Here is a 15,384-nt window from a genome sequence, read left to right as displayed (position 1 = left end):
ATCACCCTTTGGTCTGTGTATTATGCAATTATACCCTGTTCCCACAACAGTCGCTATGGCGTATAATTAAGGTAATTTTGTAGTAAAAACAGTTGGAAATCCATGAGTGAACATATAGCTACGTTAGGCCAGCTTTTAGATGGTGCAGGCACTCAATGGCGTGCTTTTGATATTGGCAGGCACATTACCAAGCTTGATAAACAACAATTTTTAGCCGTTGAACAAGCGCAAATTCCTTACCCTTACCCGTTAGCAGGTCATGCATGGTTAGCGATTCAGTTTTGGGATAGCAAAGCCAGTAAAGAACCCTATGTGTGGTTCTTAAAATTCCCACTTGATGAGCAAAGTAAGTTAGTAAGCGCGAGCCGTGATCACTTTGCAGATATGGTTATTCAGGCACTAGGAACAGAAATTACCGGCGAGCAAGCCGATGGCACACTCGATAACAACCCTTATGTATTTACTCCGAACGCGAATAAATTAGCGGCGTTCAATGCACAAGTTAAAGTGTTGCTAAAGCAACCAGCGTCGCAATACTACGAGCACGCCCAACTCTACTTTAGTGGCCAAATTGGCTTTGATAATTGGCAAAATGTCGCGTTACAAGGCATTGCCGATTTTGCTTATCGTCTTCATAGTGCTGATAACTTAAAGCACTTACAAGCAGCGTGGCCTAAATTACCAGTTGAAGTATTACAGCCATTAAGTGCAATGCTTGAACACATCGAAATACCGCCCTCGTTAAGTGAGTTATTGTTAAGTTATGGGCAAACCGCCCTTAGTAATAATGATGTTGTTGCGGCCTCTGCCGCGCTGCGTGCAATATCATCAGGGCAAGCAGTAGGGCTTAGCGCACAACTTGTTGACTGCGCGCTTAACTCACCTTTAGGGCAGGATTCTGATATTTTGTTGACCATTGCTGGTCGCTGCTTCAAACAGTTAGAACAGCCACAGCGTTTACATGTGTTTATGGATAACTGTGCGCATCATGAGAAAATAGCTGAATTATTTCCTAGCGTTTTTGCAGATTTAGTTGCAATTGCGACTATTCGCCCTCACTTATTAGCTTTATTACGTGAAGAAAACAGAAGCGAGACATTAGCTCGCGCAATTGGAAGGTTATTCTCTTAAATGGCTAGTTTATGGACGTTCATACTTATTGGTGCTGTAATTTATTTTTTTTGGCTAAATCGTAAAATAGCCGAAGCAGCGAACGTTCATGCCAAACGCCAAAGCGAGCAATTGCAAGTGCAACTTATGAGTGTAGCTTGTAACAAGCGTCGATTTGGCATTTTAAAAAGTGGTAAACCGGGCATGAAAAGCGAATTTATTTTTGAGTTTTCAAGTGACGGTGAAAACGCCTACCAAGGGGTATTAATCATGGAAGATGAAAAACTAAAAAGTGTGGTTGTGCCACCACATAGAATATAATTTCTTAGCACAAAAAACTAAGGCGTAACCTCAGTTACGCCCCAATTGCAAACATCCTGTAAGGTATCCTTTACCTATTCCCTGTTTATCATCCTCTGAACGAGCAAACTACCGTGTTTACTCTCCATTGCATCCTGCAATATCCACTTGCCGCCTTGGCTATCCTGCGTAAACTAACGCTCCTGCAATTTCCTATCGCATCATCCTTGGTGTCCTTTAAATAGCTCCCAGCTATTTTAGTACTCCGTGTACTTCCTGTTTAATCCCTGCATCCGTGTTAACTTGTCCTTTGTGCTTCCTGCTAGTAACTACTTAGTTGCCTGATTCCTTATCCGTGGCAGTAGCTCAATCATTGGGCTATGTCGTCTTGACAAAGTAAAGTTTAAAGCAAACGGCTTCGTATGATAGTGAAGAAAACAAAAAAAATTACGGTCATAAAATTGAAAAATAAAAATAACTATAAATAACAATGACTTGATGTTTTTAAGAAGATAAAATACGGAGTTAAACTGACAAGGCGCACGTTAATGTAAGATATATCTCACGTAAGTGCGCCCTATTTGGAACATTGGCTTACATAATCATGGAAAAAAGCACTATTAGTGACAATTTCCGACACTATAGTGTAAAAAAGCACTATTATGACTTACGTGGATTGTTGAAAAGTTGTTTGAGCTGGATAAGGAAACTGCAATCTTCATGATACTGGTTTGATTTCTCTACATTTTTTCAAGATAACAAGTTGATGTGTGATTTATTTTAAATATCAGTATTTTAGGTATTTCCTTGTGAAGTCGAATGGGTTAATTAATTCAACTTGAAGGTAACCATTCTTCCGGTAGGCTGAAACCCGCCTTGGATCCTCTATTTCTATGCACGCCCCCACTATTTTTACTCTAGCTCCAGTATAGTTTGCTCATCTAGCTCATATTTGTTACTAATACAGAGGCAATGAAGTTGAACGTACAATTACGTTTGACGTTATTGCGTAGTAAACGAACCCTAACCAGCACACTGGTAGGGTTACATACAGGGACTATTTTATGAGATTTTTGCAAACAATTCTTACCCGCAGCGGCAGCCAATTTTTCACTGCTCACGTACGGCTAAGTAAGCTACTAGATGCCACTGACTGAGATTCTCAATCCGAAAGTCAATTACCAATCACAATTCTAAACACCTAGCCTTGTACAGATAGAGCAGCTTTAAAAAGTAATTCACCTTTAACTCGGTTAAATGTGAGCTGCTTAAAGTGCTCAAAGCCTTGTGATTTAAAAAATTGCGTATGTTCGTCACGAGTCACAAATACCGCTATACCAGAGGACTCAGGATTGTCATGTAATAAACCATCTAAGCCTTTAAGTAATTGGCGGCCAAACCCTTGACCATGAAAATGTGGGTCAACGGCGATAAACGCTAAAAAGTAGTAATTGCCTTGCGGCTTTAGTGCATCACGAATAGTTTTTTCTTTTTCAATTAATTGATTCGTTTGCAAATAACCGGCACTTAACATCAACTTTAATCGCCAATGCCAATAACGCTCTGCTTGAAGTTGGCTACTTGACTCAAATACACAAGCAACTGCTTTTAACTTATCATTACGGTAAAGGCCAATTAAAGGCTGTTTTTCTTGCCAAAAGCTACTGAGCTCTTCGCGAATAAGCGCACGGAGTTTTTTTTCATAGTCCAGAGGGCTTTTTTCGTTATACCCTAGCAGAGTTTGTAAAATAGGGTCATTTTGGTAGGCCTGATATATAAGACTTGCAGCGGTACTGATATCTTCTGGTGCAATATGTTGCACGCTAAACGTGTCTGTGGATTCTGCTGTGGCTGTCATTTTATTTCCTTTATTATTTTATACCCTTTGTCATTACGCCGCGTAACTTGTTTGGGATTAATTTTGAACTACAACGATGACCAAATGCTCATATAACTATATACCTAAGTGGGGCAAATAAGCGAATTTACATTTTAGTTAGTACGCTCATCCACTGCATTGAGTCAGATCATGCTTTAGCGACTTACTACTGAGTAAATAAAGCGTAAATTCAGTAAGGGTTAAACTGGCTAGATATATCATTCCCCCCTAGAGTTAATAAGTATTAAGTATTAATTCATTAAGGAGCACGATTATGGATACGACTAAGCACGACATAAATACATTGTTCGCACAATTAGGGTTACCTAATACAGAAGCAGAAATAGATGCATTTATTGCATCGCATGCCATTTCGGATACCACATTATTGCAAGATGCTCCCTTTTGGGATGAAGCCCAACAACACTTTATTGCTGAATCGCTGGCGGTTGATGGCGATTGGAGTGAGGTAATTGACGAACTCGACTCTCGCCTTCGTCAAAATAATTAAATCGCACATTTTAATGTGTCTGAGCCACTTTATTGTTACCATACCTGCTCGCAACTTCCATGTTGCGAGCTTACTTTATTAAAGAGTTATAAATCGAATGAATGCTGCTGTATTTGAAGCTATTAAAGTCCTTCTTGATGAAGGCAAAGTCCCCACTGTTGCACTAACTAAAAGCCGTTTAGTAAAACCACTTCCTATGCCGGTTATTATTGCAGCAGTGAGTCAATATAAAAATAATCCCGATTCAATTTATAATTTAATGAAAACACCCGAGCAAGCAAGTAACTCAGATCCTAAAAACACTCAGTTAGATAGAATTGAGCAAAAACTTGACCGATTACTTGCTTTGCTAGAGCAAAAATAATTTGAGACTATAAATGTTTGTTGTTGATTTAACATTTGATTGCTACCAAGACACAACCCTAGAGCAAGCCGAGCAGGCAATAAACCGCTTAGTGAATGCATTACGCTTTAATGGCCAAATCATTGGAGAGGAATTTCCAACGGTTTTAAAAGATGGCTATTTTATTACTCGTGTAATGTGCCCGACCGAAGACGCCATGCACCCACTTAATAACAGTGCGTTTGTTAAACACAGTGTTGAAAAGCTTCATGGCGCTGGTTTGCTTGCTCCCAAAGTAAAGGTCATCGGCCAAGATATTCACTCCAATGGTGCCGATGGCTGTAAAGAGCCATCAAGCTATATTTTATATACCACCTATGTGCATACATGTAGCCCACTGTATTGTGGCGATGACTTTTTACCCGTGCCGCTATTTAAGATTCCTGCGATTGCTAATGGTGACTATAAAACACTAATTAAATGGCAAGAAGATTGGCAAGCGTGCGATCAAATTCAAATTAATGGTGCAACACGCTGTGAATTTCCAGCGCTTGAAGAAATAGCCAGCACCCAAAGTGATTTATACCGCCGTGGTAAAGATATAACTAAACGGATTAGTTTTTTAACTAAAAAGCCTGTTTACTATTATTTATACCGTGTAGGGGGGGTTGATAAAGCCTCTGAACTTGAGCGTAAATGCCCGAGTTGCCATGGTGAATGGAAATTACCCGAGCCTTGGTTTGGCTTGTTTGATTTTAGGTGTGAACCGTGTGGTTTAGTCTCTAATATTTCGTGGGATTTTCAATAAATCCCACGCTTAAGGTGCTATGTCTAAAAACATCACACCTTAAAACTACCTTATAATTATACTGTCAACGATGCTATAAATTCACTGAGGTTTTTGGCAAGTACATGATGTGGCTTTTTACCTACATACTCTAAGCACACCTCACCTGTTTCTACTAATACGGTAACAAGCAAATCGTCTTGGTCGGTTAACCCAATAAATACACTTGGCGCTTGTTTGAGTTTACGTTTCATTAAAACATGGCCAGTGATATTTTGTTGCAGTAGGTCAAAATCATCTTCATTCCATGCTTGTAATAATTCCACTTGATGTCCGTCAATATTGGCTACAACACTGCCAGCAAACATATGACCATAAAATTGACTCAACGCCTCTGGAAACTCAAGCTCCAATGCGTTAGCGAGATCGGTTAATGAACCTGTAGGCTCTCTAACTATCGCTTGCCATTGGATCATGCCATGTTCATCGGCGCTACCTATTTCACATGGGCTTGGCCATTGCTCATCGTGGACGATTAATGGGCGCTTTTGTGTATTAGTAATCGTTTGTTGGCTAAATTTTTCGTGAAGTTGAGCTAATTGCATTGCAACAGACATACTGTGAAACTCATTTAATTTATATATAATGCCCCCATTGTAACTATTTAAGAGCAAACATGACAGATTACAGCAATTCTCCTGATCTTAAAGGCAGCGTACTTGGTCAATCTACTGAGTATGTCGATCAATACACGCCCAGCTTGCTTTTTCCTATTGCTCGCAAGCTTAATCGTGATTCATTAAGTATTGATGAAACTGCGCTGCCGTTTAAAGGCCAAGACATATGGACAGGTTACGAACTGTCTTGGTTAAATACTAAAGGTAAGCCTCAAGTTGCGGTGGCATTGTTTACTTTCGAATGTCAAAGTAGTCATATTATTGAATCAAAGTCGTTTAAGCTTTATTTAAACAGCTTTAATCAAAGCCGTTTTGGGAGTATTGAAATTGTTAAACAACATTTAATTGACGACTTATCCAATGCGGTAAACAGCCCTGTAAAGGTAACCTTATACAGCGCTGATGACTACAATTGTATTCCTTGCACACCACTGCCAGGTGAGTGTATAGATGAGTTAGATATTGAGATAGATAACTACCATATTGATGCCCATTCACTTAAATCACAAAGCAATAAAATAGTCACCGAAACTTTGCATAGCCACTTGCTTAAGTCTAACTGTTTAATTACTTCACAACCGGATTGGGCGAGTATTATTATTCGCTATACCGGTGAGCAAGTTTGTCGTGAGTCATTATTACGCTATTTAATTTCATTTAGAACTCACAATGAGTTTCATGAGCAATGTGTGGAACGTATTTACAGCGACTTAACCACTCAACTCCATATTAAAAAACTTGAAGTATACGCTCGTTATACGCGCCGTGGTGGGCTTGATATAAACCCATATCGCTCAACACATTATAACGAAACCCCATTTGCGGTAAAAATAAACCGACAATAAGTGTCGCGTTACCTTAACAAAAAAGGAGCCTGAGGCTCCTTTTTTAGTCATTAAGTTGCTTAGTTGGCACCGCCATGCCACACACATCAATATAATTATGGCTGTACGCAAACCATTCCTCGCTGCGGTTACCCCTAGCAATAATTAATTGTTTGAATGAATCAGAGTCTGTTTTCATTACTTTAAATTGACTGCTATCGTCTGCTACATCCGCTAATACTTGTAGATCTGTAATGGGGTTAAACTCGGTATTCTCAGTTGGCGTTCGCGCTAGCTGATGAAAATGTGCCATGCCTTTAAGCACCCGACCAAACACGGTAATATTTTTGTCTAAATAACGCGGCCCTTGACCTATGGTGACAAAAAACTCACTGCTGGCACTGTTTATATCGTTATCGCGCGCCATTGCAAATATGCCATGACAATGGACTTGCCACGTTTGTGTATGCGCTTGGTTTTGTGCAACCGCAAAGCCACCTAAAAACCCCGTTACGGGTGCATAACCATCACTGCCCATCTCGGTTATTGAAAGTGGCTCAGTGGTGGTTAAATAAAATTCCGCTGGCACCGTGCTATGTTTAGTTTTGGCTAACTTTTTACCCGTACTATCGCCACCTTGAGCTACAAACCCTTCAACAAAACGGTAAATGTGAGTACCTTGATAAAAGCCTTGTCTTGCCAGTTTTTTAATATTCGCAGTGTGTTTAGGCGCAAGTTTGGGGTTAAGCTCAATATATGCGGCGCCTGTGGGCAGGGTTAACTTTAGAATATTCTCTGATTCGACCCATCGCCATTCATCATCTTTAGCCGCCGCAATAATCTCACTGCTTGTTAGTTTTTTAGCCGATGAGGCTGGTGATTGAGTACTGTGCTGGGCACATCCACCTAACAAAGCCGACACTAAAAGGGTCACTACACACTTTTTCATACCTTTCCTTTTTTATAGTTATCTATTAGTCCCAATCAAACTTATACAGTATATCTACGTTTTGGTATAAGCCGCTGGTTATTTCTATGTATAGTTTAGAGAGTAACTGGTAGCGCACAGCCACTTCACTGAGTGAGTCGAACACCCCGACACTGTACTTAACCTGTAAGCTTGGGGCTATATAACCCGATATTTCTACTTTTGTTTGCTCACCACTGCCTTTAGAGCTTAAGCTTACATCAGATAAACCAAAGGTTTCACCCACCTTAGAAACCACTCCCTCACTGCGACTCACACCTTGAGAAAGTAATAACTGAGTTAACATAGCATCTGTAGAGCTGTCGCCCTCTCCTAATGGTTGCCCATTGAGTAAATAGGCTAAGGCTTGGGCTTGGTCCATACCCGGCTCAGAAAATACTTTTAACGTAGGTTGCTCAACACTGCCGGTTAAAGTCACCCCGGCAATCACACCATCAGCGGTATTATCTGGGTTACGAATCGCTTTAATGTTGAGATACGGTTTGTCGATTGCGCCACTAAAACCTACTTGCCCTGTTCTAATTATCAAGTCTTGCCCGAAGGCTAAATACGTCCCTTCTATTAAATTAAGCTCTCCGGTTGCAATAATTGGCGTACCTTGGCTCATTTTAAGCGCTAAATCACCAGTTACTTTAGACTTGAGTCCAAACGATTCGACTTTTACATCATTTTTTACTGTTACTTTTAAGTCTACATCATAATCAAAAGGGACTTTTTTAGCCGCTTGTGTTTTTTGATCAATAATTATTTCATCATCGCTTACTTGCACTGCGCCCTCGGGCAGCTCTTTAATTTCTATACGTCCATAAGGCACAACCACTTCACCGACAAGGTTAAGCGCGTTATCTGCTATGCCGATTTTTAGATCGGGTGATACTTTAAATATCACACCCTGCTGCGCTCTAACAAAAAACTCATTGCCAACAACTGCAACATTAACCGCGGGTTGCTCACCTTGCCAATCAACATCACCGGTAAGTTTAACTTGCCCGCCTTGAGGATCACTTAAGTTACCTTTAATTGTTGCCGTGGTTTTATTAAATAAAATATGTATATTAGAGTCTTTAAGTGCAACGGGTAATTGCTCTCCCTCTAAATTAATGTCTGCTATATTAAGCTCACCATCTAACTGAGGATCTTTGAGCGTTCCAGCTAATGTAACCTGTCCGCTGATTGCCCCTTTAAGTTGCTCAAGCGTATCTAAAAATGGCTGAATGTCTGAGAGTAAAATTTTATCTATATTAACGTTACCAGAGAGTGTTTGTGTGTTTTGAATGTCGTCAATATTTATATCGGTAGCTATTTTACCTAGCACACTGGATGCCAAGTTAGCTTCAATTTTACCAACTTGCGAATCTGAAAAAGCACGAATACTGAGTGTTTCTATTGGGAGTTTAAATCGATCCTCTTCTGAGGTTAGCACTGCATTTAATCCATTAGAATTTACATTGGCTCTGAGTGTTTTAAGTGCACCTGACTGCCAATTAGCAGCAAAATCACCTGTTAAGTCTCCGCGTGTGCGAATATTATCTGGTAATAAGTGCTTAAGCTCTGCAAGTGAGAGGTTAGCAAGCTTTGCATTAAACTGCCCTAGCGCTTTTGTTTGCGACAAGGTATCTATACACAACTTACTTTGAGCTGATTGCCAACAATGAGCGCTCACATCAAAATCCCCGTTTTGTGTATTCACCATAACGGATATTTTTTTAGTATTATTAAAACTCAGCTTTTTATCACTAAGGGTTATGTCACTTAGCTCACCATTCCAAATGACATTTTTCATTTTGCCATTAAGCTCAAGTTCCACCGCGCCTTTTTCGGCATCAATCGACGCGCTAAGTTGATGATCTGTTTTATCACCACTGGCAGCTATGTTTATATTATTAATTTGCTGCCCAGCGACCAGTGCAGATGCAACATTAACACTGAGATCAGTTTGCCAATCAGCGGCCGTATCTAGTTGAGATTTTATAGCAAGTTTATTAATGTTTATCTCATTAAAAATAAAACGCTCTAGTATGACGGCTAAGTTAACCGAAGGGGTTAATCTATTGCCGCGTACTTTTAAATCCGCTTTACCGTTAGCAATAAAAGGAAGGTTAGCCTGCTCATCACTATTAAGTGTAATATCACCGTCAACTTGCCATGTATCATCTACCTGCCCATTCAAAGTTAACTTGTTAGCACCACTACTTAAATAAAAACTATCGATATCCGCTTTTAATTGATTATCTAACTTAAAGTTTGCAGCAAACTCTAAGGGAACGTTGTTTAAAAAGCCAGCTAGCTTAGTATTGTTCATTTGTAGCTGCCAGGTATCGGCTTGAGCGTTAAATACGCCTTTAAACGTCCCTGAAACATCACTGGTTAGGGCATCGGTTAAGTATTGCGCTTTTAAATTTGATAAAACGCCGGTAAAGTCCGCTTTAATTCCCTGTTGCCAATCAAGCTGTGCTTGAATATTCGCAGCGCTATCGTTAGTTTTTAAAGCAAGCGTTTCAAGCGTCGCGTTGGTTAGTGTGCCTTTTAGCTGAGCATTTAAATCTACACTTGGATAAGCATCTAGCTGAGTATTACCCGTTAAACTTAATTGATAGTCGTTAGCATTACCTTGGGCACTTAAATTGATGTTTTTAACCTTTAGCTCATTATTTTGTGTATTAATAAGCCATTGATTAATTTTGCCATTAACACTAAAGGGATAATTTTTCTGTTTGAGGTTGGCTGTTGCTCTCAAATTTAAAGGAAATAATCCTGTGGTATCAAGCGCAATGTTAAGCTTGGCTAGATCACCATTTATATCAAGAGTAGCTCTGTGTTCATTCCCTTTTAAGCTAATGTTGCCGTTAATAGGCATAGCCCCTTCCAGTGTTGCATCAAGCTGAGTATTTAACTGCCACTGCTGATAACCTGCCGATAGTGACTGTACCTTAATAGTGGCATCTTCTACGCTCATTTGCAGGGCAATATCATCAATTGAATAGTGTTGCTCGCCCTGATTTATTGTCACGTTGGTGATATTGAACTGCTCAACATTGATGTTAAGTGGCGAGATAAAATCGATATTGGGTAAAGCTGGTAATTCCTTAATAGCCATTGTTGTTTGTTGATTAGCCGCTGCTTGTTGAGCTGCGGTTTGCTCTTTTAATACCACATTAATACGAGGAATGGTTAAGCGTTTAATTGTAACATCAGACCCTTCAGCCTTTGCCGACAATTGCAGAGTGTTAAGTGTTACGTTTGCACTTGAATGATTTAAAATAAATTCATCAATAGCTAGATTTTTTAATGCAATATTAAAGGGTAAGGTTATTTTTTTTAATGCTTCGGTTGGCGTATCGTCTTTATTCTCAGCGCTTTTTGGCAAGGTTAATTTAATCGACTTAGCGCTTAAATTATCAATACAAATACCATCACATTGCCACCAAAATAAATCTATCTTTAGTTGCTGTGCATTAACGCTTACGCCATTTTGGTCAAACTGTAAGTTAAACGTGTCATTGTATAAAAATCGGCCATTTTTTATTTCAATGGTTAAGCCATCAACCAATTTATTCGCTGTATAAGCAAGCAATTGATTACCTGGGGCGGTAAACAAAACGCAAAACAGTGTAACTAACAGCGTTGCTAAAACGGCGCTAATTATCGCCGTTACTTTTTTAAATACTGACATTAAATTTCAGGCCCTATGGTAATACTTAAACGGGTACTTTTACTTTCTTTTGTGAGCCCCCACGCGTGATCAACTCTTATCGGACCAACCGGTGTTAAATAACGAAAACCAAATCCTGCACCTACCTCAAATTGTTCTGAAAAATCATTGGTTGCGGTCCCCCCATCAACAAACAGCGCAGCTCGCCAATTTTTAACAAATTGGTAGTTGTATTCAACGGTACTCGCTAATAAATATTTACCACCAATACGCTCACCCTGCTCGTTTTGCGGAGAAATCGACTGATAAGCAAAACCCCTGACACTTTGATCGCCACCGGCATAAAATCGCAAAGAAAATGGCACGTTATTTATATCATTAACAATCATTGCGCCCACGTTTGCTTTTAAAAAGATCAGATGGCGGTCAAGGTAAGTACGTAACCAAGCATGCTGTAATTGAACTCTAACCAAATTGGTACTTGAGAGTACGCTATCGAGTCCAAACTCAGCTGAAATAGACCACTGCTCCCCCCAATAAGGTGTGGTGCCACCCTTTGATTGTTTACGCGCATAACTGATCCCAGGCATTAACATTTCAGTTGTTTTTTCTTCGTCATCCCCTATGCGGTAGGTTTCTTGCTCACGCCTTAAAAAAGCCGTTCGTACCCATTTATGCTCAGTTAACCATTGGCGCTGTAACTGACCTGTTAGTATTTCACTGTAAGTTTGATTGGTTAATTCATCTTCCAACTTATAACCGACAGAAAAGCGCCATAAATCATCGTTCGGATCATTCACCGGCACGGTGTAAGCCATGGAAATATCTTGCTGTTTTTGAGAAACATTTAAATTGCTTTCAAGATAGTGCCCGTTATCGGTGATCCATGGTTTACTCCATTTAAAACGTACTTTCGGCCCTAAATCTGTACTAAAGCCACCACCAATTTCATAACTATTTTCTGGTTTATGTAACACATCGACTTTTATAGGAACTTGCTTGTTTTTTCTCGCTGTAATATCGGCGTAAACACGCACGCTCTTAAAATAAGGGGTACTTGATAAATCAAGATTATAATCGGCAATATAGGATGCTTTGTACGACTGACCCATTTTAAATGGCGCCAAAGAGCGGATATATTTTTCGGCTGGAGTATTTCTGGCAATTAAAATATCACCAAATTGATAACGAACACCGCTATCAATAGTAAAAGTAATGGTTGCGCTGTGTTTTTTGAGTGATACTTCAAATTTTCTAACAGGCCATTTTGCATCGAAATATCCATACTCTAGCAACACTGACTCTATTTTTTTATGCGCGCTGCTATAAACCCCATGATTTAAAATATCACCTTGTTTTAAATTAAGATCTTCAATCGTTTTTTGAACGAACGGATCCTGTTTTGCTTCACCATTAACCGTTATATTAAGTGACTCAATACGTGTGGCTGGGCCTCGCTCTATATTTACAACAAGTTCGCGCTCGTCTTTATCAAAATCAATATTTACTACTGGACTGTAATAACCTAAGGCTTTGATACTGTTCTCAACTTGCGTTTTTGCATACCGACGAAGTGTACGGGTTGGTTTTTCACCAACAAGTTGTTTTAAATAAAGTGCAACGTTATTTTCTAAGTCGCCACTGATCCCTTTAATTTCATAATCTTCAATTATATTTTCAGAGGCAATAGAAGACAGGCTTACTAATAAGCAAAAAAAACAAAAAAACTTTAAAAGCTGATTGAACAAGTAAATATCCTTACTGTGGTATCCATAAAATAAACCGCTAGACAGAGATATACTACCATAGCCACAATGAGCCTAACATTAACTTAATCGCAATTAACACTCAAAGATGCAGTCAAAATTTAGTACGCGTTAACGGTTTATTTTGGTTACAATAGCTATAACGAGTACAAAATAAAATTAATGAGTTTTTTAATGCAATTCCCTGATGATGACAATGGCCAGCTACTTGCTGAAATTTCCGCCGCTGGTGTAGATTTAAGTAAAATGCAACAAATTGATTTTTACATTTTATTTGAACAACAGGTTGATGCCGAAAAATTTGCAACTGAGATTGTAAACGATGCATTAGTGCAAACTGCTGATGTTGAAAAATGCAAAGATACCGGCGTTTGGGAAGTAATTGCCCATGTACAAATGGTGCCTGAACATGCACTGTTAGGCCAAGCAGAACAATACATTGAAAGCATAGCGAACAGCTTTAATGGCTATGGTGATGGTTGGGGATTAGACGCAGAAGAGGCATAATCCCTAATTTAAATGATGAATGATGAATGATATCCAGCTTAGTCTATCGACTTAGCTGGTTTGCTTTTCTGAAGCTGCCTTTATAATCAAAAAGTTTATCTGCTACTTTCCAGCCATATTTTTTACTTTTTCGCGCAATCACAAAATCCGGTGGTATTAAATCAAACTGCGCTTTTATAACTTGCTCTGCACTGACAAATTCAATCGGGGATTGGCCCAGACTTACACGCTTACCAAACTGCTGATTAAAGTAATACCGAGCCCCTTTGTTTGATAAATCAAAAGTTTCATCACAACTGGCTCCGTCTTCATCAAAATAAGTAATTTTTAACAATTGCTCTTTAAGTTTTACCACACTCAAGCCGCTACAACGAAGTACTAATGCATCTTTAAGGTTTAACGCATTACGAAGCTTATCATCAGGGTCGGCCATCACAGCGTCACAATCATGGCATTTTCGAGCAGCAATATCATTTTGTGCGCCGCACTGCTCACACTCTTTAAAACGAAAACGATAATCGCATTGCTCGCTTACCCCATTATCGTCTTCTAATAAGCCTTGGCAACGCCTACCAAAGTGCTCGATTACTTTGCCATCAGCCTCTGTTTTACCCCAAAATATATTGGCAAAGCCACACCCAGGACACAGCACTTGCACGGGTTCATTATCGCTATCGCCTTTTTTATCACCAACCTCAGGGTAGAACAAGTCAAAGCCATTACCCGCATAGTCAATCACTAAACAATCATCTTTACCCTCAGCCAACCTTAAGCCTCTCCCAACAATTTGCTGGTATAAACTTACTGACTCAGTGGGGCGTAAAATAGCTATAAAATCAACATGGGGGGCATCAAAGCCGGTAGTAAGAACCGATATATTCACTAAATACTTTAATTTTTTAGCTTTAAATTGCTTTATTATTTTATCGCGTTCACCATTAGGAGTATCTCCAGTGATCAGCGCACTTTGATCCTCTGGTAGATAAGTCATTATCTCTTGTGCATGCATAACCGTAGCTGCAAATATCATCACGCCGTAACGATTTTCACTGTATTGTATAACCTGTTGTAAAATTGTTTGAGTTGCACGGGTCGATTTTTTTAACAGCGCATTCATATCCTCATTGCTATATTGCCCAAATGCATTGCTAGTTAAAGATGAAAAGTCATAATGGCTAATTGCAGCATCAACCTCTTTAGGGGGAGTTAAGTAGTTATGCTTGATCATATAGCGCAAAGGTAATTCAAAAATACAGTGTTTGAATGGACTCTCTTTATTGCCTCTTACAAAGCCATGGTAATGATAATGATAAATCCAGCCTAACCCAAGGCGGTAAGGCGTTGCTGTTAAGCCTAATACTTTTAATTCAGGGTTGTGAGATTTAAGTGCATTAATAACCTTACCATATTGGCTTTTCTTTTCGCCATTTACTCTGTGACACTCATCAATAATAAGTAGTGAGTAGTGCTCATTAAGTTTATTTAGATTACGCGATAACGACTGCACACTCGCAAAAGTAACTTGGTGGATTAACGACTTCTCTTTTAATCCGGCTGAAAATATACTTGCCTCAAGACCAAAGCTTTTATATTTTTGTGCGTTTTGCTCAACTAATTCTTTTACGTGCGCCAACACCAATATTTTTTGTTTAGCAATACGCGCAAGCTCAGCTATCACTAAACTTTTACCCGCACCTGTAGGCAGCACAATGACAGCAGGATCATTGGTTTTTCTAAAGTGTAAAACGGTGCGTTCAACCGCCTCTTGCTGATAGGGTCTAAGGGTGTAGGTCATATATTAGTTGATTAAATTTAGATGCCAAAGCTTATCAAAAAGTATGGAATAAAGTGAAGTCTGTTAAATATATAATTAAAGAAAGTTCTCTTTATTAAGGTTTTCATTTTTTTATTAATATAAAACTTACTAAAATAGCAAACTATAGAACTTCTCTCACAATAACAATTTTTTTAATATCAATTGACGAGATATAAACGCTTTCATATTTAGCGCAACTATATCATTTACGCTATATTTTTTGT

The 15,384-nt window shown here is 39.2% G+C and carries 13 protein-coding genes; 7 read left to right on the top strand and 6 right to left on the bottom strand.

All coding sequences use genetic code 11. From position 1 onward, the window contains the following. The first annotated feature begins 102 nt into the window (after window positions 1-102). Entirely contained in the window at window positions 103-1,131 is a 1,029-nt protein-coding gene (locus tag L641_RS0107610) for a DUF3549 family protein (protein WP_024601587.1), read from the top strand. Further along, window positions 1,132-1,431, top strand: coding sequence for a DUF3301 domain-containing protein (locus tag L641_RS0107605; RefSeq protein WP_013465365.1), 300 nt, complete (start codon window positions 1,132-1,134; stop codon window positions 1,429-1,431). 1,180 nt (window positions 1,432-2,611) lie between these two features. On the opposite strand, the gene L641_RS0107600 is transcribed toward L641_RS0107605, so the two are convergent. Beyond that, complete coding sequence (locus L641_RS0107600; RefSeq protein ID WP_013465366.1) at window positions 2,612-3,268, bottom strand: GNAT family N-acetyltransferase; 657 nt, start codon at window positions 3,266-3,268, stop codon at window positions 2,612-2,614. Between the two features lie 295 nt (window positions 3,269-3,563). Here L641_RS0107600 and L641_RS0107595 point away from each other — a divergent pair, with 295 nt between their 5' ends. From L641_RS0107595 to L641_RS0107585, 3 genes are all read left to right on the top strand, one after another. After that, window positions 3,564-3,800 carry a DUF2789 domain-containing protein gene (locus L641_RS0107595; protein WP_013465367.1) on the top strand — a complete coding sequence of 79 codons (237 nt, stop codon included), beginning with the start codon at window positions 3,564-3,566 and terminating at the stop codon, window positions 3,798-3,800. A gap of 97 nt (window positions 3,801-3,897) precedes the next feature. Beyond that, window positions 3,898-4,164 carry a hypothetical protein gene (locus L641_RS0107590; protein WP_024601586.1) on the top strand — a complete coding sequence of 89 codons (267 nt, stop codon included), beginning with the start codon at window positions 3,898-3,900 and terminating at the stop codon, window positions 4,162-4,164. A 13-nt stretch (window positions 4,165-4,177) separates the two neighbouring features. Next, complete coding sequence (locus L641_RS0107585; RefSeq protein WP_024601585.1) at window positions 4,178-4,951, top strand: Zn-ribbon-containing protein; 774 nt, start codon at window positions 4,178-4,180, stop codon at window positions 4,949-4,951. A gap of 56 nt (window positions 4,952-5,007) precedes the next feature. On the opposite strand, the gene syd is transcribed toward L641_RS0107585, so the two are convergent. After that, complete coding sequence (syd, locus tag L641_RS0107580) at window positions 5,008-5,547, bottom strand: SecY-interacting protein (RefSeq protein ID WP_024601584.1); 540 nt, start codon at window positions 5,545-5,547, stop codon at window positions 5,008-5,010. A 59-nt stretch (window positions 5,548-5,606) separates the two neighbouring features. Here syd and queF point away from each other — a divergent pair, with 59 nt between their 5' ends. Beyond that, a complete protein-coding gene (queF, locus tag L641_RS0107575; RefSeq protein ID WP_013465371.1) occupies window positions 5,607-6,452 on the top strand; it encodes an NADPH-dependent 7-cyano-7-deazaguanine reductase QueF in 846 nt (281 codons plus the stop codon). Window positions 6,453-6,495: 43 nt separating this feature from the next. Here queF and L641_RS0107570 read toward each other — a convergent pair whose 3' ends face one another. The 3 genes from L641_RS0107570 to L641_RS0107560 are packed head-to-tail and all read right to left on the bottom strand — an operon-like array spanning window position 6,496 to window position 12,819. Beyond that, window positions 6,496-7,380 (bottom strand): peptidylprolyl isomerase, encoded by an 885-nt coding sequence (locus L641_RS0107570; RefSeq protein WP_024601583.1) that lies wholly within the window; start codon window positions 7,378-7,380, stop codon window positions 6,496-6,498. Window positions 7,381-7,405: 25 nt separating this feature from the next. Beyond that, window positions 7,406-11,092: a translocation/assembly module TamB domain-containing protein gene (locus L641_RS0107565; RefSeq protein WP_024601582.1), complete on the bottom strand. Its 3,687-nt coding sequence runs from the start codon at window positions 11,090-11,092 to the stop codon at window positions 7,406-7,408. After that, window positions 11,092-12,819: an autotransporter assembly complex family protein gene (locus L641_RS0107560; RefSeq protein WP_024601581.1), complete on the bottom strand. Its 1,728-nt coding sequence runs from the start codon at window positions 12,817-12,819 to the stop codon at window positions 11,092-11,094. Before L641_RS0107560 ends, L641_RS0107565 begins: the two co-directional genes overlap by 1 nt. Window positions 12,820-13,011: 192 nt before the next feature. On the opposite strand from L641_RS0107560, the gene L641_RS0107555 reads away from it, so the two are divergent. Next, window positions 13,012-13,344 (top strand): ribonuclease E inhibitor RraB, encoded by a 333-nt coding sequence (locus L641_RS0107555; RefSeq protein WP_008109396.1) that lies wholly within the window; start codon window positions 13,012-13,014, stop codon window positions 13,342-13,344. 43 nt (window positions 13,345-13,387) lie between these two features. Here L641_RS0107555 and L641_RS0107550 read toward each other — a convergent pair whose 3' ends face one another. After that, a complete protein-coding gene (locus tag L641_RS0107550; protein WP_024601580.1) occupies window positions 13,388-15,139 on the bottom strand; it encodes a DEAD/DEAH box helicase in 1,752 nt (583 codons plus the stop codon). Window positions 15,140-15,384: the final 245 nt, after the last annotated feature.

The organism is Pseudoalteromonas sp. TB41 (assembly GCF_000497975.1).
Classification (GTDB): Bacteria; Pseudomonadota; Gammaproteobacteria; order Enterobacterales; family Alteromonadaceae; genus Pseudoalteromonas; species Pseudoalteromonas tetraodonis.
Note: the sequence above shows the minus strand (reverse complement) of the source record. Positions and strands in the feature narration are given on the sequence as shown.